Source organism: Corynebacterium glucuronolyticum DSM 44120, from assembly GCF_030440595.1.
Lineage (GTDB): Bacteria > Actinomycetota > Actinomycetes > Mycobacteriales > Mycobacteriaceae > Corynebacterium > Corynebacterium glucuronolyticum.
This window is the reverse complement of record NZ_CP047452.1, coordinates 402,371-423,607: the sequence shown is the minus strand read 5'-3', so window position 1 is coordinate 423,607 and position 21,237 is coordinate 402,371. Positions and strand designations below refer to the sequence as shown.

Here is a 21,237-nt window from a genome sequence, read left to right as displayed (position 1 = left end):
CCCTTAAGCGTACAAGCCCTCCCCCACCCCACCGCTGCCAGTCCGGCTGCCTGCCCAAATCATGACCCCGCCACCGCATCCGCAAAGCGTTGTGTGCTGCATTGTGTTCGGCGGGGGCGGGGGTTTAGCCGGACGCGCTGTGCGTACCGCGTGTGGGCACACAGCCCGTCATCATCCGCGCGTTTGCCCCCACCGTGCTCGGCGTATCTCATGTCACTGCGCTGCACGCACCAAACGCCACAGCATAAAACGCCACAGCATAAAACACCACAGCACAAAACATCACGCCCCTACGACTGACCCATGTGTTACCTCACACCCCGGCCACCAGACTCTTCCCCTCCTCCCCCGCTACCCGGGGTCCGCCTACCTACCAAGTAGAAACTCCCCGGTGTGCACCGCATAACACAGAACACACCGGGGAGAAACCCTTTATCGTGTTATCCCCACCCCACCAAGAGGACAACCACTGCAGGTCACCACACGAGGTGGGAAGGGGGAACCACTTTGTTATTTAGTTTTCCTCACCGGTGGGGTTCTCCTCTGCAGGAGTTTCCACCTTATCGGCGTCACTGTTTTCCACAGCGGCTTTATCACGCTGTTCATCCTCTGGGGTGTAGGAGGAACCCTCCACACCAACCATGTGATCATCAGAGGACAGGTTAGCGTTCTCATCCTCAGACACCGCCGAGAAATCCCAGCCAACACCCGTGGTGCACTTGGAAGCGTAGTACGCACCCGTCGCCGCGATGAACGCCGCCGCACCCAGCAGAGCCAGGATACCTGGCACGTTAATCTGCGCACCGATAGAAGCCAACCACGCGTTACCGTCACGCACCCACTGCGGCTGCTGGATACCATTTTCACCAAACGGATTCAGTTTCCGCAGCTCATCCTGGATAGAAGCAGGAAGAGCAGGAATCTCAATCTGACTCAACGCACCAACAGCAGCCAACGGGAAGCCCCACAACAGCGGGTTCGACCACGAGTTCGTAGCCAACTGGAAACACTTACCAGCACTTGACCCCTCAGCACTACCCGCATCAGTACCATCCGACGGGTCCTTACCATTGTTATCCCCACCAATTTGGCCAGGAACAATCGAGGCATCATTGGGATCAGTCTGCTTACCACCGTTAGCCGGATTCAACTCCGCACCATCGGTATACCCATCACCATCGGTGTCCTTTTTCAACGGGTTGGTGTTACCCGGCCTACCCGAAGGATCAAACTTGTTGTCCTTGAACGGGTTCTTAGTGCCGTTAACCTCATCACCATCATTGATACCATCACCATCAGAATCCGGATTACGAGGATCAGTTCCGATGGCCTTCTCCTCATCGTTGGTCAAACCATCCTTATCAGGATCAGCCTTCCCATCATCAGACGGAGTGGTCTTATCATCCTTAGGATCCTTCGGGTCAGTACCACGGTTGACCTCGTCACCATCGTTGACACCACCATCATCGGTGTCAGGATCCTTCGGATTGGTGCCGTGCTTGTTGACCTCGTCACCATCGTTCAGGCCATCATCATCGCTGTCAGGATTCTTCGGATCAGTACCGTGCTGCTTCTCCTCATCGTTGGTCAAACCATCCTTATCAGGATCAGCCTTCCCATCATCAGACGGAGTGGTCTTATCATCCTTAGGATCCTTCGGATCAGTACCACGGTTGACCTCATCACCATCATTGACACCACCATCATCGGTGTCAGGATCCTTCGGATCGGTGCCGTGCTTGTTGACCTCGTCACCATCGTTCAGGCCATCATCATCGCTGTCAGGATTCTTCGGATCAGTACCGTGCTCCTTCTCCTCATCATTGGTCAAACCATCCTTATCAGGATCAGCCTTCCCATCATCAGACGGAGTGGTCTTATCATCCTTAGGATCCTTCGGATCAGTACCCCGCTTCACCTCATCGCCATCCTTGACACCACCGTTATCGGTGTCAGGCTTGGTCGGATCGGTCTTATGATTATTGACCTCGTCACCGTCTTCCAGACGGTCCCCATCAGTATCCGGATTGTTCGGATCGGTGATCTTGTCAGACCCGATATTCGGATTGACCTCGTCACCATCATGAATACCATCATGATCGGTGTCCTTATTCAACGGGTTGGTGTTACCCGGCTTACCATCCTTATCCCACTTATTCTCAGGGAATTTCGGGTTCTTGGTGCCGTTAACCTCATCACCATCAGTGATGCCATCACGATCAGTATCCGGGTTATGCGGATCAGTGCCGATGGCCTCCTCCTCATCGTTGGTCAAACCATCCTTATCAGGATCAGCCTTCCCATCATCAGACGGAGTATCGGTATCACCCGGCTTATCATCCTTCGGATCCCTCGGGTTGGTCTTCTTATCAACCTCATCCCCATCCTTGACACCACCGTTATCGGTGTCAGGGTTGGTCGGATCGGTCTTATGATTATTGACCTCGTCACCGTCTGTCAGACGGTCCCCATCAGTATCCGGATTATTCGGATCCGTGATCTTGTCAGACCCAATAGCAGGGTCTACCTCGTCACCATCATCAATGCCATCATCATCGGTGTCATCATCCATCGGGTTGGTGTTACCCGGCTTACCATTCTTATCCCACTTATTGTCCTTAAATGGGTTCTTGGTGCCGTTAACCTCATCACCATCAGTGATGCCATCATTATCAGAATCAGGATCATACGGATCAGTACCGTGCTCCTTCTCCTCATCATTGGTCAACCCATCCTCATCAGGATCAGCCTTCCCATTATCAGACGGAGCAGTCTTATCGTCGGCAGGATTAAGCGGATCAGTACCCCGCTTCACCTCATCCCCATCATCGACACCGCCGTTATCGGTGTCAGTGTCAGTCGGATCGGTCTTATGATTGTTGACCTCGTCACCGTCTTCCAGACGGTCCCCATCAGTATCCGGATTGTTCGGATCCGTGATCTTGTCAGACCCAATATTCGGATTGACCTCGTCACCATCATGAATACCATCATGATCGGTGTCCTTATTCAACGGGTTGGTGTTACCCGGCTTACCATCCTTATCCCACTTATTCTCAGGGAATTTCGGGTTCTTGGTGCCGTTAACCTCATCACCATCATTGATACCATCACCATCAGTATCCGGATTATACGGATCAGTGCCGATAACCTTCTCCTCATCATTGGTCAACCCATCCTCATCAGGATCAAGCTTCCCATTATCATTCGGAGTCTCATTATCACCAGGATTGGTGGTACCACCAGGGTTATCATCACCCGGCTTATCATCCTTCGGATCCCTCGGGTTGGTCTTATTATCAACCTCATCCCCATCCTTGACACCACCATCATCGGTGTCAGGATCATTAGGATCAGTGACCTTGTCAGACCCAGTCTTCGGATCTAGCTCGTCACCATCCTCAAGACCATCACCATCGGTGTCAGGATTGTTTGGGTTAGTGTTACCCGGCTTACCCGACGGATCAAACCTGTTCTTCTCAAACGGGTTCTTCGTGCCATTAACCTCATCACCATCGGTGAGGTTATCATCATCGGAATCCTTATCATTGGGATCCGTACGGTACTTATCAACCTCAGGACCATCGTTAAGACCATCATCATCCGAATCCTTATCATTAGGATCCGTGTGATGCTTAATGATCTCATCTCCATCGTGCAGGCCGTCACCGTCAGTATCCTTACTCAACGGATCCGTGTTACCCGGCTTACCCGAAGGATCATATTTACCATCCTTCTTCGGGTTCTTAGAACCGTTAACCTCCTCACCATCAGTAAGACCATCACCATCGGTGTCAGGATCCTTCGGATTTGTGCCGTGCTTGTTGACCTCGTCACCATCGTTCAGGCCGTCATCATCGGTGTCAGGATCCTTCGGATCAGTGTGATGCTTTTTGACCTCATCCCCATCGTTCAGGCCATCACCATCGCTGTCAGGATTCTTCGGATCAGTACCGTGCTGCTTCTCCTCATCATTGGTCAAACCATCCTTATCAGGATCAGCCTTCCCATCATCAGACGGAGTGGTCTTATCATCCTTAGGATCCTTCGGATCAGTACCACGGTTGACCTCATCACCATCGTTGACACCACCATCATCGGTGTCAGGATCCTTCGGATCAGTGTGATGCTTTTTGACCTCGTCACCATCGTTCAGGCCGTCATCATCGGTGTCAGGATTCTTCGGGTCAGTACCGAGATTCTTCTCCTCATCATCATTCAAGCCATCTCTGTCGGTGTCCTTCAGCATAGCTGCCAAATCGACAACCAAGACGCGACCGGGAGCTGCCTCCCAAGTATTCATAGCCCTCTGATTGTTTTCAGAAATAGAACCTTTAGGATTGATGACCTTAAGCTCTGGAGCACCGGGGATTAGCGGAACTTCTTTGTCAAGTTTGTAACCAACCTGCCCTCCCTCGTTCACAAGCTCATAGCCGGTCCACTTGGTGAATTGTTTACGGGCTTCTGGGGTATTGAAGTACCGCTCCACGAAACCCTGTTTATTGATGTTGGAATGATGTTTCAGGTCATCAGTACCTGCCAGAATGTACAGCGCGGCATCTTTAACCTTGCCTTCATCCATGCGTCCATGGAGATAGTCATCCATGTACAACCACAGCAGGTTACGGATCGCAATCTTTCGTGCAGGTTCAATTTCACCCCACTGCACACCACCGTTTTGGTACGGCCCCCAGGTGTGAGTGAAGTCCTTCTCCTCCGGCTCCCATAGTTTCCAGTCCCTGGTATATTTACCTGGAAAACCGTTTGGTACCTCAGGTGCCTGCTGGTTCTGGTCAATCCAGATGCCAAAGCGACCATTGCGCACGGCACGGACGAGACCCCCCGCACCTTTACCACCGTTAGCAGTGGAATCAAGCCCGTTGGCATACACGTTCCAGACGCTCTGGTCAGTGTATCCTTCCTTCGTCTGCATATTGTTTATCAATCGCGGCGCTGCGTGCGCGATTGGAGCTACTGGTCCATGCGGTGCCACAGTGACACCTGCAACGACCGACAAGGATGTAGCCGTAGCTACAACGAGACGGAAGCCGGTGCGCTTCAGCACACCCATCCGTTTCCTTGAGGTTGTTGACATTTTAATTCTCCATTTTGATCGGGGATACGGTCCTGCGAGAAACTAACATCAAAATTAGTCTTTTCACATCTAGTTCTCAGCTTATCCCCTCTTGCCTTAAATATGCAAATGGGCTACACAGTCTCGTGTGTTTCCTGTCCATTTGTGGCTCTACCAGTTGTTTTGTACTGCATAGTTCCCGCAGGACCCTTCCGTTCGATGCTGAATATTCCTATATATTCAACGTCATTCATAACTTACTCTAGCCTTTATAATTCCCGCCTAAAGACCAACAATTACCCCTTTACCTGCATTTTCGCGTACTTAATACCGCCAATTAGCCCTTATAATTACGTTAAACAATGCACTTTCACAGCTTTATGTGAAGGTTTTTAAGATTTTGTAAACGTACACACCAATGATGAATTTTTCTTAGGAATAATCGGGGCCGAATAGTATTTTCAGCCTAGGCGCTGGCCGTTCGCCACATTTAGATGTCTTACTTTCACATAGTTTTCTTGGTTTTAAGATTAATAAACGGCCCCTTTCCCACTTTCTGGTCTCGCCACAACCCAAAATGTGGGGCGTTTCTATGCTATAACCCAAGAAACTCCCGATAAATAAAGCTCCGCCCAAGTCTTAGAGCACCCCTAGCACACGGCAACGATCTCAATTTTTCTACGAATCTCTCAGCGCTTGCCCTCGCGCCGGGATTATTTGGCCATACACTCTTTCCGCCACTTTTTATGGACAGCCCTCCCTCGATCTTTCTGCTGCAGGCGCCAGGCACAGGGCCCCAAACCTGCTTAGGAGCTGGCGGTAAGCGTCGGCTACGGCCACATTCACCTGCGCGGTAGGGTTGTCTCTCCCCGAATAGTTGGCGGGCGCCCGGCTGCGTTCATTGTGCGACCTGGAGGGACCGCCGGTGACGAGTAGGCCCCACATTCCCTTTATGCATGCGTGATTCATTGTGGTGCCTTGAAGCTCGGGGGCATCGGTACGTAACCGCTCTCCCCTACATCTACCTCAGTGACGGGTCGCGCTCATGTGTTGCACCAACGCGTCGTGCTGCGTACCAGGAACCGAACAGGCTATCCAGGTGTGTACCCCAAACGTGGTGAAATGGCTCAACCTCGATCTTTCTCTGGCCATACCTTTGTTCTTCACCCGGTGCGCTTAGGCGCCGTTTCCCAGCCACGCCGGCGGTTTGAGAGCTACGGTTTCTGCCGTGCCAAGAGTTTTCCCGTGCTGTCACATTGGAAACTCGCTGAGATGGTGCGCAGGCGATCTCACACGCACGGCATTTCATATTTTCCGATTTGCCTACGGCAGAGCTGGGGTGTTGCTCATACCTTGGGAGAATGTGCGGGCCATCCATGGGTTCTTTGCCGGCGTTCCAGGAGGTGGCTAGCTCCCACGGAGAGCTGCGCCTCTGGGCGACGGGTTGTTGAGTCAGGCGACTCCTATTGCTTGAGTTCTAGCGGTGTTTATCCACCTGCGCGTTGACATCCTTGTACCCGCAGCATCCGGGCTCGCGTGAGGTAGCTTTGTTCGGCTACTATCCTATTTTCTTGCCTGTTCCCAGTATATGCCGCGCGGGACACATGGCGCGAAGGCACGTGGAACCTAGGAATTTCCTACTTGTAGCAGCACTAGCGATGTATCAATTCCACAGCACGGGTGATGACATCTGGGTCTGTTTCCGGGAGAACACCGTGCCCCAGGTTAAAAATGTGCCCAACAGCATCACCGGAGCTGATAGCAGCATTGGCTTCTGACGTAATGCGCGCGATCTCATCGGCAATGGTCTTTTCGCCTGCGAAGAGGATTGCCGGATCGAGGTTGCCCTGCAGGCCCGTGGCTCGGCCGGACACGCGATGGATACGCTCGGCCGCCCGATCCAGGGGTACACGCCAATCCACGCCGACTACATCGGCGCCGGCGGCCGCCATGTCTGGGAGCAACTCGCCCGTGCCTACGCCGAAGTGAATGCGCGGGATACCCTGTGCCGCCTCCAGGATCTGGGCGGAGTATGGCTGCACGTAGCTGCGGTAATCGTGCTCGGACAGGAAGCCGGCCCAGGAGTCGAAAAGCTGCATGGCGTCGATACCTGCGTGCATCTGCGTCTGCAGGAAGGCCGTCACCGTGGCGGTGATCTTCTCCATGAGCAGTTTCCACGTCTCCGGCTCATTGTGCATGAGGGCCTTCGTGTGAATGTGGTTCTTGCTCGGGCCACCTTCTACGAGGTAGCTCGCCAGAGTGAACGGCGCACCGACGAAGCCGATGAGCGTCTGCGTATCCGTCAGCTCGTCGAGGATGATCTCGATGCCCTGCGCCACCTCGGTGATCTCGTGCTCGAGAACCGGCAGTGCCTCGATATCGGCGCGAGTGCGCAGCGGATGATCGAGGACGGGGCCACGGCCGGGGATGATATCCAGATTTACACCGGCGGCCTTCAGTGGGACGACGATGTCCGAGAATAGGATCGCGCCGTCGACGCCGTGTCGGCGCACGGGCTGCAGGGTGATCTCGGCGAGAAGCTCCGGGTTAAAACAGGAGTCGAGCATCCCTATATTTGCGCGGATCTCACGGTATTCGGGGAGGCTGCGCCCCGCCTGGCGCATGAACCACACAGGGGTGTGGTCGGGGGTTTCGCCGCGGGCGGCTTGAAGTAGCGGTGCATGGGTCAGCTGTCTGCGGTTCATAACCCCCCATTGTGCCCTAATAGTTTCGCACGCGGGACGAGACCCCCTCAATCACGAGGGAGGAACCCACCATGAGCAGCGTGGCAACCATCGGATGCAGCACACCGGCGATGGACGCAACCATCGCGGCAATGTTATAGGCCCAGGCAAAGACAATGTTCCTGTCCGCCACAGCCGATACCCGGCGCGCCAAGGCCATCATCTCCGGGATGGAGCGGGCATCGTCGCGGAATAGGACCACGTCCGCTTCCTTCGTGTTCAGGGACTCGCCGGTGCCGAACAGCACACCTACATCGGCGACGCGCAGGCAGGAGAGGACGGAGGAATCGCCAATCATCGCGACATTGGCGCCGGCTGTGTGGACGCTGCGGACGGCGAGATCCTTCTTGCCGGGAGCAATGCCGGCAAGGACCTTGGACACGCCGAGGGTGTCGGCGAACCGTCGCGCCACGGGGTAGATATCGCGGGAGATCATGATCGTCTCCAGACCCATTGTCTCCAGGTCTTCAATGGATTCCTCGGCATCCTCCTTGATCGTGTCGTGGAGGAGGATGACACCGCGGGTCTTGCCGTCCCAGTTAACAATCAGCGGGGCACCACCGGAGATGGCGACGGAGCCGAGGCGGCCATGCAGTTCAGAAAGCTCGCGCGGGCGCCACAACTCGGCGTCGACGGTGACGAGCTCGCCGTCCTTATTGGGGATGGTGACCATGCCGACAAACGATCCCGCATTCGTGACGGTGAGATCGTCCACGTCAATCCAGTGCGGGATGTCGTCGCCACCCGTGCCGGCATCGCGAGCCTCGCGGGCGGCGCGGACGATGGCGCGCGAGGCGGGGTGTTGGGACTCCATTGCTAGTGCCCCGGCAACGCGGAGGACAAGCTCCGAATCCTCGCCACGGGCGGCGGTGATCGACTCGACGGTCGGTTCGCCGGTGGCGAGCGTGCCTACCCTGTTGAAGATGACGGTATCGACATCGTCGAGCTTGCGCATCGTCTCCGTGTTGCGCACGAGGATGCCTTTACGCGCACAGTTTTCCAGTCCCAACCGCATCGCCAGCGATGTGGACAAGGCCATGGCGACCGGCCCCACGGATGCAAGCACGGCGAGTGCTGAGGCGAAGGAGGCGTTGAGGTTGTTGGAAATCAGCCACCACAGCCCGAAATCCAAGACGGCGATGGTGAGCGCCGCCGGGACCAGCATCGAGGCGGACTTGGTGGCGATATAGGTGGAACGATTGGAGTACTGCGTCGCCTGCGCCAGCCAGCGCCTGATACCGGCCAATCGGGTCTGCGATCCTGTCTTGGTGACTCGGATCTTCAGTGGCCCACCCTGGTTGAGGGAACCGGCAAAAACCTGGGAGTTGACTTTTACACGGTAGCGGGTGCCGTTGTGGATAAAGGTGTGCTCCACCTCGCCGGCACCACCGATGACGTAGCCGTCAGCAGGGATCATGGCACCAGTGGGCACGATGATGTCATCGCCGTTACGAACCTCGGAGATCGGCAGCGTCGTGCGGGTGGGCTTACCTGTCTTGTGGCTTCGGCGCACAACGGTTACGGGGACATCAGTGATAACCTCGCGCTGTGACCAATCCTCCAACAGATTCGAGCGGGTCCGCCTGGAAAGGATGCGGCCGAAGAGGAGCAGCACGGTCGTGCCGCAGGCCACGTCGAGAAACAGCTCGCCATCGGTGATGCGCCGGTAATCGTAGGCGAACATGCTTGGCGTGGACTCCCAGCCGATACTTCCCGCAGGGGTGCAGGCGAGGAGGAAAATACTCCAACAAAAGGCGGCGATAATCGCCAACGAGCTCGCCGCATCAAGCGCCGACATGCCACGGCGGAAACCGCCGAGGGCAGCGCGGTGGAACGGCCACGCACAGTACGTGACAACGGGGATTGCCAGCGCCAGGCAAGCGTACTGCCAGTAGTCGAACTGCAGCGATTCGCTGTAGCTCATGATGAGGATGGGCAGCGTAAAAATGACACTGATGATGAGCCGCCACTTGGTGATCAACTCGCGGGCGGTGAACAACACCTCGTAGCCTGTGGCCTCGTCGCGGTGGGCAATGGGATGCCTGGCGCGGAGAAAACCAGACGAACGCTCGGGAGCCGTTGCCGAGCGGAGGCGCTGGAGCCGTAACTCTTCGGAGCGAGGAAGACGACCATAGCGTCGAAAAGCCCCTACGGGCGCGTGCTCACGGATGAAGCGCGTGTGCTCCGACAGATCACGGTGGCGCGCGCGCCGCTGGAGGGAACCAGGGGTGAGCTGGGCTTCAAAACCGCTCTCCTTGAGGCGCTCAATGAGGAACGACGGCGAGACAATATCGGGAGCCGTCACCCACGCAACGGAGTTGAGGAAGTTGAGGCTCACCTGGACACCCGGCGACTCCTCGAGCAGGCGGATGACCTGGGAGACATCGGCGGAGTTGTTGAGGCCCTCGATCTCCAGACCGTAGCTTGTCAGGTTATTTCCCCGCCAGGGCTGATCTGGATCGGTGACGCGGATGCTGTGTCTGCGCGGGCGATCATAGTGAATGCCGATCTTGGCAGCGGCAGCCTTAGCCTCTGCGATACGCTCGCCGACAGAATTCAGGTCAGTCATTCAGACCTCGGATGCGATCAAAATACGCCGATGCCGTCGAGGTGTACATGAGCAGCGCAGCGAAAGCCAACAGAACGGGGATGACTCCCAAAACAAAACCGCCTGCTTTCACCACAAAGGCGATGAGATTGCCGATGACGGCTACCAGCGCGACAATCGCCAGCCAGCGTCGCGACATGGTGGAACCACGGCGCAGCTGCGAGGCCAGGATGGAGATAATGAGTGCCACCACAATGTTGAAGATGGCCACAATCTTCTGGTTGCGGACGACGACGACACGGAAACTAGGGTCCACATCTATCGGACCCGTGTACCCCGAGGTGGCAAGGACAAGGCCCGCCACCATCATGAGGATGGCCGTGATGATGAACAGGAAGAAGCTGGCCGTCAATGAGGCTGGATAGCCCGTCGGTGTCGGCCGGTTATTATTCATTTCCGGCCTGTACATGGAGGGGAACATCTCTGGCATGTTATCGCCTCCTCTGCTCTATTTCGCGGTGGGCTTCCACCCACGTCCGCGTGTCATGTCGAGTGCTGAAGTAGATGCCCATCACCGCAGAGACAAGGATGAGAATCTGCACCCAGCCGATAGCCAGCGTCAACCATGTGGGAACACCCAACGCCGTGGCGACGGTGATCCCCATCGCTGCGTCGATGATGAGGATGCCGCTGAACAGCTGGAGGGTGAAATTAGCAGAAAACGCCTGCTTCTTGCCCTGCCATACCCGGTAGGCGAAGAAGCCGATGAGCCCAGCGAAGAGCAAGCCAAAAGCGGAATTGAGAACCAGACCCGTGAATCCAGCCAACTTGGCATAAACCGCAGGATCGATGCCCTCGGGGATGTTCTCCCCTAGCGTCTCCCGTGCTGCGGATTGCGGGTACAGGCCGGCAACGCCCTGGAACACGAGTGCCAAGAACTTTGCGCCGGCTAACACCGCCCAGCACCGCAACGCGAGCGTTACGGTAGCGGGGATGGTCTGCTCGTCGGTGGTTGTCACAGTTTCTTTGCTACCTCTACTGCGTAGTATGTGAGAATCTGATCTGCGCCTGCGCGCTTGATGGAAGACAAGGATTCCATAATGATCCTATCGCGGTCGATCCAGCCATTGGCCGCCGCAGCCTCGATCATCGCGTATTCGCCGGAGACCTGGTAGCTCGCCACGGGAACGGTGGACATTTCAGCAACAGCTGCAAGAACGTCGAGGTACGGCAGGCCCGGCTTCACCATGACCATATCCGCGCCCTCGGCGATATCCAGTTCCACTTCCTTGATGGACTCGCGGAAGTTGCGCGGATCCTGCTGGTAGGTCTTGCGGTCGCCCTTGAGCGAAGAGTCCACGGCCTCACGGAACGGGCCGTAGAACGCAGAGGCGTACTTGGCCGAGTAGGCCATGATAGCGACGTCCTCGAAGCCGTTCTCATCGAGAGCATCGCGGATCGCGCTGATCTGGCCGTCCATCATGCCCGAGGGGCTGACGATGTGGGCGCCGGCGCGCGCCTGGGAGACCGCCATCTTCTGGTAGAGCTCCACCGTCGGATCGTTGTCGACGCGTCCATCCTCCGTCACCACGCCACAGTGGCCGTGGTCGGTGAACTCGTCGAGGCAGGTATCGGCCATGACGAGGACATCGTCGCCGAACTCCTGGCGCAGCCGGGCAACGCCCTTGTTGAGGATTCCGTCTTCCGCCCACGCCTGGGAGCCGGTGGCATCCTTGTGGGTGGGAATGCCGAACAGGTCGACGCAGAGCACGCCGGCGTTAGCCGCCTCTTCGACGGCTTTCACCAGGGAGTCAAGCGTGTGCTGGTACTGCCCGGGCATGGAGGAGATCTCCTGTGGGGAGTCGATTCCCTCGGCCACGAACATCGGGTAAATCAGGTCAGAACGGTGGAGATGCGTCTCCGCTGTCAGCTCCCGCATGGCGGGGTTTACGCGAAGGCGTCGGGGACGAAACGTCAGCTTAGTCATGCCCCCTACCCTACTATTGCGTGTTCTTCTTGCGAGTCCGACGCTTCTTCCTCGGCGCGGGGAGCGTACCCGCAGCACGAAGACCAGCCACGTGGTCAGCTAGCGCGTCGACAAGCGAGACGATGGACGCGGTCTCCGGAACAACATCGACGCGCAGCCCCATCTCCTTGGCGGTGGCGGCGGTGGCCGGGCCGATGCAGGCGATGATCGTGCGGGAATGCGGCTTGCCGGCGATGCCCACCAGGTTCTTCACCGTGGAAGAACTGGTGAAACAGACAGCGTCAAAGCCACCGGACTTGATCATGTCACGGATTTCCACGCTCGGCGGCGCGGCGCGAACCGTGCGGTAGGCGGTGATATCGTCCACTTCCCAGCCCAGACCGCGCAGGCCCTCGGCCACGACGTCCGTCGCAATATCGGCGCGCGGCATGAAGACGCGGCCGACGGGGTCGATGTCCTCGTCGTACTCCGGAAATACTTCGACCAAGCCGTGCGCGTTCTGCTTCCGCGCCGACGGCATGAGCTCCGGCGTGATGCCCAGGGAGGCAATCTTCTCGGCCGTCTTGGCACCCACAGCAGCGAACTTCACGCCCGCGAAGCTGCGCGCATCCAGACCGAACGCGGTCACCTTGCGCCACAGGGCCTTCACTGCGTTGACGCTGGTGAGAACAACCCACTCGTAGCGGCCCTCAACGATGCCCTTGATCGCTCGATCCATCTGCGCGGGGTTGCGCGGCGGCTCCACAGAAATCGTGGGCACCTCCTGCGGGATCGCGCCGTGGGACGCAAGGCGTGCCGACATCGGGCCGGCCTGCTCCTTCGAACGCGGCACGAGGACGCGCCAGCCGTACAGCGGGCGAGACTCCCACCAGGAGTATTTCGTGCGGTCATCGACGCCCTTGCCCAACGTGACGACGAGTTCGCCCGGCAGGTCACCGTCGAGCTTGCCGAGGTTCGCGAGCGTCGTGTCGTGCGTGCGCTGCAGGCGCGTGGTGCCGTGCACGGTCACCGTCGCCGGTGTCACGCTCGGCAGCCCCTCTGCCTGCAGCTTCTCAGAAATGGTGGGCAGGTGCTCGGCCTCCGCCTGCAGCACCAGTGGCTGCGGCGCGGATGCCAGACCCTTCCAATTCACCTGCTCATCGCGGGTGAGATCCACCTTTGTATAATTCGAGTCCAGCGTGATACCCGCGAACATCGGCACCGTCGCCGGGAGACTCATTCCCGGCACGATGTGGAAATCGAGGCCACGCTCCGTCACGGTGTTGATCTCCGCGAGAACCGCCGGGTTGGACAGCGGATTGCCATTGACAACCCGCACCACGTCGATCCCCTCATCCGACTTCTGCTTCAGCCAATCGGCGGACTTATCCGGGTCCGCTGCGGGCATCTGTGTAATCTCTGCTGCCGTTGGCGGTGCCGGCCGCGGCGGGCGACGGCGTGCGCCCCCTGCCTTCGCCTCCGCACACAGCTTTTCGTAGGCCTCCTCGGCCTCCTTTTTCTTCTGCGGCGGCACGGGCAACTCAGCCCCGATTACCGCGGTTACGCCGTCAGAAACCGACGGCTCAACGAGGGCATAGGCAGTGTTCGCCAGCACGTTGCGCGCAGTGACCGTGAGCAGGTCAGGGTTGCCTGGACCAGCACCGACGAAGGTAATCCGCCCCTTCTCCGGGGCAGACTCCGTCAATGCATCGACCTTGGAGCCTTCTTCGCCTGCCATAAAACGCTATCTTTGCTTTCTCTTCGTCCGTCTTTCTCAACCATTTCCCGGCCGACTCTCGCCTGTGCCTATAACACGTGTGCGCATTTCGCCCTAACCAGGGAAACGCCCTGCCTGCGCGCTGCAATGAACTGGCCCGGCTAACAAAAACCGAACCCTCTGCAAACCTCCCAGGAGGGCATGTGGTAATAAAGGATAATTCAAAACATACGAAAATAGAAAACAGCGCTTAGTCGCCGCTGGCTATCACGCCTGCTGCTCCGCCTTTCAGGACTGGCACCAGCACAGATACGTATGTCACGGCTTCTGCGATTGTTCTGCCGTTCAACTCAAAGACGTCAGCGGAGGCACGCACCGCCCCTATTCTGCCCCTAACATCGAGCGAGTTTTCTCGTCGGTGATGAAAAGCGTATAAACTGCACGAACACTTGGCTCACCTGAATCCACTACTTCCGGCGGAATCTCCCACGGCCCAACTCTCTTTGACGGGTCTTCAACGTTGAATGAACTCACATATTGCCCCGCCACAAGATTCTTGTCGCGATAGAAAATGAGGCTAACAATGTTGTTGTCGATCGTCGAGGAGATCATCGTCCCAGTCATGAGGTCACTCAAATCCTGGAAATCCATGTTCACACTGGTGGTGTTCCCATCAGGAAATGCGAAACGTATGATGCTGGGCTTATCCGTGAGCAGATACACACTGCCCCTGTAGTACATCTCCCTCTCAATATATCCAGTCTCACGTGGATCGATCTTCATCCCTTCCAGCTCCCGGTCAAACTCCCACGTGCCATCACGAAATTTGTAAAGGCTAAAACCAGAATCATCATCGGAATACCAATACACGAGTGTCCACGGTTCTCTATCTATCAGTCCAACGACTGCAAAGCTAAAATTGCGCCCTTCGGCCATGGAGAGACACTGCGATTCCATCTCTGTGTCTAATGAAAACCACCGTATGCAAAACTCGTTGGAACGGTCCGACGAGTCTAATGTCGTGGTTTGAGTGGCAGTAAAAACGGTCCCATCGTTGGATATATACATGCCCCCTACTTCAAGGGGATGAGGTTGGGCTTTAGCCTGCTGCCCATCACTTAATACGAGAGCAGCATCGGCATCATCAGAGTAGGTAAGCATGGCCACATAGCGACCGTCCTCGGATCGAGTTCCTCTGAGCATGCCCCACGAGTCCATCCCTGATGGCAGTGAAGCGACGGTCTCACCGTTTCTGTTCACCAAAAGGAGATTTCCCTCTTGCATAATGGCGAACGTGTCCTCCACGCCCCTGACAAAGGTCGGAGGATAAATCTGCTCCCTTTCTGTTACTTTGTATTCGCCTTTTTCATTTGAGAGAAACCACACATCTTTAGCCGAATAATCCATTGCGGGCGTAGCAGCACCGAATACTGCGACATCCATGGGGAGGAGGGGAATATTTTTTGATTCCGCGCTCCGCTCTACTCTCGGGTCTGTCGGCTCGTGAGCACTACAACCCCACAGAACGAGTAGCCCTAAAAGCACCACACATATCCCAAAAAAGCGGATCACTAGTCGTCGTCGTTCCACTATTTGAGCTTTCATAGCACCGTCGCTCTTTTCCGTCAGACATCACCCTGCTGCTTCCATGAATGTCTAAGGAAAATATTACAGATTCGACACAGCCCACAACATGTCTCTGAGGAATTTCACGCTGAAAGGGGACTCCCGTTAGCGTGTATTACCCCCTGAGTGAAAGCGGCCCATCCTTGTGCAAACACCCGGGTTTCAGACACGGATGGGCTGCAAAAGGAACGCCGCGACGCCCAAATGCGGCCCAACCGGTTCCCCACACACGCAGGATGGAAACGGATGGGCCGCAAAAGAGACACCGCCACGCCCAAATGCGGCCCAACCGGTTCCCCACACACGCAAGATGGAAACGGATGGGCCGCAAAAGAGACACCGCCACGCCCAAATGCGGCCCAACCGGTTCCCGACACACGCAAGATGGAAACAGACGGGCCGCAAAAGAGACACCGCCACGCCCAAATGCGGCCCAACCGGTTCCCCGCACACGCAGGATGGAAACAGACGGGCCGCAAAACAAACGCCGCCACGCCCGAAAGCGGCCCAACCGCCACCAAGCACACGCAGGATGGAAACGGATGGGCCGCAAAAGGGCAAAGGCGTTAGCGGATGATCTCCTCGGCACCGCGGGCGCGGAGTTTCTCGGCCACCGTCGTGCCCAACGCGACGGGGTCGGTGCCGGTGGCGGTTTCCACGATCTGCTTGGAGCCGTCGAGGGCGAAGGCGCCGGCGGTGAGGGTGATCTCGTCGCCGGAGACCGTCGAGTAGGCGGCCAGCGGCGCGGTGCATCCGGCCTGGAGGGTGGAGAGCACGGCGCGTTCGGCTTGAGCAGACAGGGTGGCGTGGTCGTCGATAAGCGTGGAGATGGCGTCAACGTGGGTGCGGGACTCGACGGCAAGGATGCCCTGCGCGGGGGCGGGCATGAGGTAGGTGGGGTCGAAGACCTGGGTTGCCTCGTCGCCGCGGCCGATGCGGGTGAGGCCGGCGTGGGCGAGGATGACGGCATCGAGTTCACCGGAGGTGACTTTGCCCATGCGGGTGTCCACGTTGCCGCGCAGAGGGCGGATGTCGAGGTCGGGGCGCAGCGCCTTGAGCTGGGAGATGCGGCGGGGCGCGCCGGTGCCAACCTTGGCGCCTTCAGGCAGCTGGTCGAGGGTGAGGCCGTCGCGGGCGATGAGCGCCTCGCACGGGGTCTCACGCACGGGGTAGATGGTGGTCAGGCCCTCGGGCTGGCCGGTGGGGAGGTCTTTGCAGGAGTGGACGGCGATGTCGATTTCGTCGCGTTCCATGGCCTCGCGCAGCGCCTGGGTGAATACGCCGACGCCGATTTTTTGCACGGGCGAGAGGTTCTTATCGCCAGGTGTGGTGATGATGGTCAGCTCAGCATCGTAGCCTGCACGGATGAGCGCGTCGCGGACGTGTCCCGCCTGGGTGGTGGCGAGTTTCGAGCCTCGTGTGCCGATGCGTAGAGTCACTTGTTCTCCTTTGTTGCCTTGTCCATGGTTGCGCTGGTGGGCAGCTTGGCCACGTCGGTGGACACGGGGGTTGCCGGGAGCCCGAAGAGCTGCTGCAGGGCGTTGTCGTAGGTGATCGTTCCGGAGTTGGCTGCCAGGGCTTTCACCTGGACGGTCGGCTGGTGTAGAAGCTTGTCGACGACCCGTTGGACGGTCTTCGCCACCTCACGGTGGGTCTCTGGATCGGTTTCCACGCGGTTGTCGAACCGCTCCATCTCCTTGGCCACGATCCCCGCTGCCATGCTGCGCAGTGCGGACAGGGCTGGTGCCACGTCGCGGACACGCTGGGCGGAGGTGAAGGCGTCGAGCTCCTCGCGGAGGATCCGTTTGGCGATCTCCTCCACCTCACGGGATTCCTCCCGCTCGGACTGGCGCAGGGATTCAATGTTGATGAGCGTGCCGGGGACATTCGGGTCGATGTCGCGCGGCATGGACAGATCCACGAAGACGGGGGTGTGGCCGGTGATGTCGGGGGCCTTGACGGTGTAGTCGTGGGCGCCGGTGGCCGAGACGATGATGTCCACGTCGTTGTAGGCCTTGATGCGCTCGGGGAATTCCACGGCGTGCGCGGGTACGCCTGCCTCGCGGGAGTGCTGGGCGAGCCGCTCTGCGCGATCGAAGGTGCGGTTGGCAATGACGAGCTCATCGATGCCCCGCTTACCCAGGTGTGTAGCAGCAAGCGAGCTCATTGCACCGGCGCCGAGGACGAGCGCGCGGTGCCCCTTAAACGAGTCGCTGTCAAGTGACTCCGCAACCTTGTCGAGGGCGAAGGTGACCATTGAGGCACCCGTTTCGTCGATGCCGGTCTCACTGTGGACACGTTTGCCGGTGTGGAGAGCGGCCTGGGCCAGCGCGTGCAGCGTCGGGCCGACGGTGCCGTTGTCGCTGGCGGCCTGGTAGGCGGTGCGCACCTGGCCGATAATCTGCTGCTCCCCGAGCACCATGGAATCGAGCCCGCTGGCCACGGCGAGCATGTGCTCGGCGGCGGCATCGGCGTAGCGGACGTAGAGGTGCTCGCGGAGCTCGTCGGCGTTGAGGCCGGAGGTTGCTGAGAGGACGTCGACAATCTCGTTGACACCGGAGTGAAAGCTGTTGGTGACGCTGTACACCTCCACTCGGTTACACGTGGATAGGAGCAGCACCTCGCTAAGGGACGGGCACTGCATCAGCCGTGCCGCCGTACGGTCCCTCTTATCTTCGCCCATGGAGACCTGTTCCAGGACATGAACGGGTGCCACCCGATGGGACATTCCCACCACTAGAACACTCACGTTTTAATTCACCTCACACCTTGCGGTCTACTAAGCGCCTCGACGAGATCCTCGTTGTCTACTTCCCAGCAGGCGAACTCATCACCATCGATAAGGATAACCGGTACCCGATCACCGTACTCCATAACCTTTTCCTGGTCCGAATCAACGTCGACGGTTGTCAGTGTGGCGCCGTATTTTTCGCAAATGGGACGGATCTGCCGCTCCACACGGGCGCACGAACCGCACGTAGATCGCACCATCATCGTCACGTCATGCGCCGTGTTCGTACTCACACCAACCCCACTAAATCATGCGCTATTAGTTAAATATGCCTACGATGTAACATACCTGTTACTTCGTAGAAAGGTCTAAACGTACCGCCCGTGGCATCGTCACACTCACCCAACGAGATTCTTACAGCGTGGACTATCTCCCACGGAAATCTCCGGCGTTTCTTCGAAGATACGGCGCTGCCACCGCTCGACGAGCAGGCACAGGAAGCCGCCGGCGAGGCCGCCGCTGAGGCCGCAGTGCAATCTGCCTTTGGGCTTGGACTCGACGCCTATTCGCAGGGTGTTGACGCTGTCAGCGGTGCCTACGAGGCCGCAGGCGCCCACCACGTGTCCGCCCCAGACCCCGATGTCCCCCAACAGGAGGGCGTGGCAGCATTCTTCGACGTGGATAACACCCTCATTCAGGGGGCATCGCTCATCATGTTCGCCATCGGGCTGGCGAAGCGCCACTATTTCTCCACCCGCGATCTCCTCCCCTTTGTATGGAAGCAGCTCAAGTTCCGCATCCGCGGCTCGGAGAGCAAGGCCGACATGGCTAAGGGGCGCGAGCAGGCGATGGAATTTATCAAAGGCCGGGATGTAGACGAGCTCGTCGCCCTATGCGAGGACATCGTGGACGAGAACATCCCCGCCAAGATCTGGCCCGAGACGTCGGAGCTCGCGGCCATGCACCTGGCGGCTGGCCACCAGGTGTGGCTTGTTACCGCAACTCCCGTGCAGCTCGCGCAGATTATTGCCAAGCGCTACGGCATGACCGGTGCCCTCGGGACGGTGGCAGAGGTGAAAGACGGCACATTCACCGGCAGGCTCGTCGGCGATATCCTCCACGGGCCCGGTAAGTCGCACGCCGTGGCAGCCTTGTCGACGATTGAGGGGCTCGACCTCAGTCGCTGCACCGCCTACTCCGATTCCATCAATGACATCCCCATGCTCTCCATGACGGGAACCGCCGTGGCCATCAACCCCGATGTGGCGCTGCGCCGCGAGGCCAAGCGGCGCGGCTGGGAGGTGCGGGATTACCGCTCCATTCGCAAGCTCGCGCTCCGCGTCGGCCTGCCCGCAGCCGTCGTCGCGCTCGTGGCCGGCGCGGGCTGGTCCGTGCAAGCAAAAAGCCACCGGAAATAATCCGGCGGCTCCATGCAAGTGAGCTGAAAGCCCACGTTCCAAGTTTTTACTTGCCGAGCTTCCTGCGCTGGACGCGGGTACGGCGGAGCATCTTGCGGTGCTTCTTCTTGGACATGCGCTTACGACGCTTCTTGATTACGGAACCCATAGGGCTTTCAACCTCACTTATTTTTACTTGGCTTGTTGTAGCTTTCTAGTGCCTCACGCAGTCGCATGCGCCTTCTCGGGCCGAACTGCGTCACAAAATGTGTAAGACACGAACGGCAACATCATAGCGCCTGCAACAGGAGTTCACCAAAATCGGGGACTATCCGACTTCGTATGTGGATGCCTCCAGGTAGTCAGAGACAGCCTTCTCGTTCACTCGGAACGAACGTCCCACGCGCACGGCCGGCAGCTCGCCTGCGTGGACGAGACGGTACACAGTCATCTTAGAAACGCGCATGATCTCCGCAACTTCCGCTACGGTGAGGAACGCTCCCTTATCTTCTTGTGCCATTTTTATTTAACCCTTCGTCGCATTTGCGCGCCGCAGGCTTCCCCTCCTGCAGATGATCGTCACGCAAGTGCTTAGTTAAGCTTACCGTGAATAATGTTACTCATGCGACTCAAATGGAGAAAAATTTTTGTTTCCCAGGTCAGTCGGGTTTTCCAAGCTCGCGATTTCGTTCCGCACAGGCGTCTACTGCAGAAAATACAGCACTCCTTAAGCCACCGTCTTCCAGCGCGCGCAGTGCCGCAGCAGTCGTCCCACCGGGTGAGGTGACATCGTAGCGCAGCTGCGTCGGAGTTTTGGTTCCCGCCAGCATCTCACCGGCGCCGCGGATGGATTGAATAGCCAGCTTCGAGGCGACGGTGCGGGACAGACCACGGGCGACCCCGGCGTCGACAAGCGCCTCAGCAAACAGATAGACGTAGGCGGGTGAGGAACCAGACAACGCCGTGACCGCGTCCATATCCTTTTCCTCAACGACAACCGTCTCCCCCACCGCCTGCAGCAGCTCCTCCACCGCAGCGGTATCCACCCCCGGGGCCGGCGCGATCGCACACATCCCCATGCGCGCAAGCATCGGCGTGTTCGGCATGACACGGATCACCTGCGCACCCGGCGCGGCCTCTGCCAGCTGCGCAAGCGTCACCCCAGCAGCCAAAGACACCACCGTGGCACCCTCTGCCAGGTGTGGTGCAAGCCCACGGAGGACCTCCGTCACCGCGTACGGTTTCACGGCAATGAACACGATATCCGCCGCCCCATCCGCAGGCTCCTCCGAGGAGCGCACGCCGTACGTCTCGCGGAAATACGCGGACCGCTCCGCGCGTCGGTTGATCACCGTCACATCCGTGTGGCCCGCAGCGACCAGCCCTGCGGTCAGCGCCTCACCGATCGTGCCACCGCCGTACACCGCAATCATC

15 protein-coding genes are annotated in these 21,237 nt (G+C 58.3%); 1 reads left to right on the top strand and 14 read right to left on the bottom strand.

The annotated features are described in order from the left end of the window. Positions 1 to 514 precede the first annotated feature (514 nt). The 11 genes from CGLUCO_RS01960 to CGLUCO_RS01910 all read right to left on the bottom strand — a co-directional run bounded on the left by CGLUCO_RS01960 (position 515) and on the right by CGLUCO_RS01910 (position 18,669). On the bottom strand, positions 515 to 5,095 hold the full coding sequence (locus tag CGLUCO_RS01960; RefSeq protein ID WP_232621900.1) for a hypothetical protein: 4,581 nt from the start codon (positions 5,093 to 5,095) through the stop codon (positions 515 to 517). A 1,631-nt stretch (positions 5,096 to 6,726) separates the two neighbouring features. Further along, positions 6,727 to 7,779 carry a uroporphyrinogen decarboxylase gene (hemE, locus tag CGLUCO_RS01955; protein WP_084036063.1) on the bottom strand — a complete coding sequence of 351 codons (1,053 nt, stop codon included), beginning with the start codon at positions 7,777 to 7,779 and terminating at the stop codon, positions 6,727 to 6,729. 16 nt (positions 7,780 to 7,795) lie between these two features. After that, positions 7,796 to 10,387 carry a heavy metal translocating P-type ATPase gene (locus CGLUCO_RS01950; RefSeq protein ID WP_005390652.1) on the bottom strand — a complete coding sequence of 864 codons (2,592 nt, stop codon included), beginning with the start codon at positions 10,385 to 10,387 and terminating at the stop codon, positions 7,796 to 7,798. Next, entirely contained in the window at positions 10,380 to 10,856 is a 477-nt protein-coding gene (locus tag CGLUCO_RS01945) for a hypothetical protein (RefSeq protein ID WP_005390654.1), read from the bottom strand. Before CGLUCO_RS01945 ends, CGLUCO_RS01950 begins: the two co-directional genes overlap by 8 nt. 1 nt (position 10,857) lies before the next feature. Further along, complete coding sequence (locus CGLUCO_RS01940) at positions 10,858 to 11,385, bottom strand: hypothetical protein (protein ID WP_005390657.1); 528 nt, start codon at positions 11,383 to 11,385, stop codon at positions 10,858 to 10,860. Next, positions 11,382 to 12,353 carry a porphobilinogen synthase gene (gene hemB, locus CGLUCO_RS01935; protein WP_005390660.1) on the bottom strand — a complete coding sequence of 324 codons (972 nt, stop codon included), beginning with the start codon at positions 12,351 to 12,353 and terminating at the stop codon, positions 11,382 to 11,384. Before hemB ends, CGLUCO_RS01940 begins: the two co-directional genes overlap by 4 nt. Before the next feature lie 13 nt (positions 12,354 to 12,366). Further along, a complete protein-coding gene (locus tag CGLUCO_RS01930; RefSeq protein WP_084036062.1) occupies positions 12,367 to 14,070 on the bottom strand; it encodes a uroporphyrinogen-III synthase in 1,704 nt (567 codons plus the stop codon). Between the two features lie 360 nt (positions 14,071 to 14,430). Then, positions 14,431 to 15,492: a hypothetical protein gene (locus CGLUCO_RS01925; RefSeq protein ID WP_084036069.1), complete on the bottom strand. Its 1,062-nt coding sequence runs from the start codon at positions 15,490 to 15,492 to the stop codon at positions 14,431 to 14,433. A gap of 749 nt (positions 15,493 to 16,241) precedes the next feature. After that, positions 16,242 to 17,114: a hydroxymethylbilane synthase gene (hemC, locus tag CGLUCO_RS01920; RefSeq protein WP_084036061.1), complete on the bottom strand. Its 873-nt coding sequence runs from the start codon at positions 17,112 to 17,114 to the stop codon at positions 16,242 to 16,244. Then, positions 17,111 to 18,424 carry a glutamyl-tRNA reductase gene (locus CGLUCO_RS01915; protein WP_084036060.1) on the bottom strand — a complete coding sequence of 438 codons (1,314 nt, stop codon included), beginning with the start codon at positions 18,422 to 18,424 and terminating at the stop codon, positions 17,111 to 17,113. The genes hemC and CGLUCO_RS01915 overlap by 4 nt, the downstream gene beginning before the upstream one ends. Positions 18,425 to 18,432: 8 nt before the next feature. Continuing rightward, positions 18,433 to 18,669: a glutaredoxin family protein gene (locus CGLUCO_RS01910; RefSeq protein WP_005390673.1), complete on the bottom strand. Its 237-nt coding sequence runs from the start codon at positions 18,667 to 18,669 to the stop codon at positions 18,433 to 18,435. A 120-nt stretch (positions 18,670 to 18,789) separates the two neighbouring features. On the opposite strand from CGLUCO_RS01910, the gene CGLUCO_RS01905 reads away from it, so the two are divergent. Further along, positions 18,790 to 19,824 (top strand): HAD family hydrolase, encoded by a 1,035-nt coding sequence (locus tag CGLUCO_RS01905; RefSeq protein WP_084036059.1) that lies wholly within the window; start codon positions 18,790 to 18,792, stop codon positions 19,822 to 19,824. 46 nt (positions 19,825 to 19,870) lie between these two features. On the opposite strand, the gene CGLUCO_RS01900 is transcribed toward CGLUCO_RS01905, so the two are convergent. The 3 genes from CGLUCO_RS01900 to proC form a co-directional block, all read right to left on the bottom strand. Next, complete coding sequence (locus CGLUCO_RS01900; RefSeq protein ID WP_003855542.1) at positions 19,871 to 19,972, bottom strand: 30S ribosomal protein bS22; 102 nt, start codon at positions 19,970 to 19,972, stop codon at positions 19,871 to 19,873. A 159-nt stretch (positions 19,973 to 20,131) separates the two neighbouring features. After that, complete coding sequence (locus tag CGLUCO_RS01895) at positions 20,132 to 20,323, bottom strand: helix-turn-helix domain-containing protein (protein ID WP_005390677.1); 192 nt, start codon at positions 20,321 to 20,323, stop codon at positions 20,132 to 20,134. Positions 20,324 to 20,462: 139 nt separating this feature from the next. Then, on the bottom strand, positions 20,463 to 21,236 hold the full coding sequence (gene proC, locus CGLUCO_RS01890) for a pyrroline-5-carboxylate reductase (protein ID WP_084036058.1): 774 nt from the start codon (positions 21,234 to 21,236) through the stop codon (positions 20,463 to 20,465). Position 21,237 lies beyond the last annotated feature (1 nt).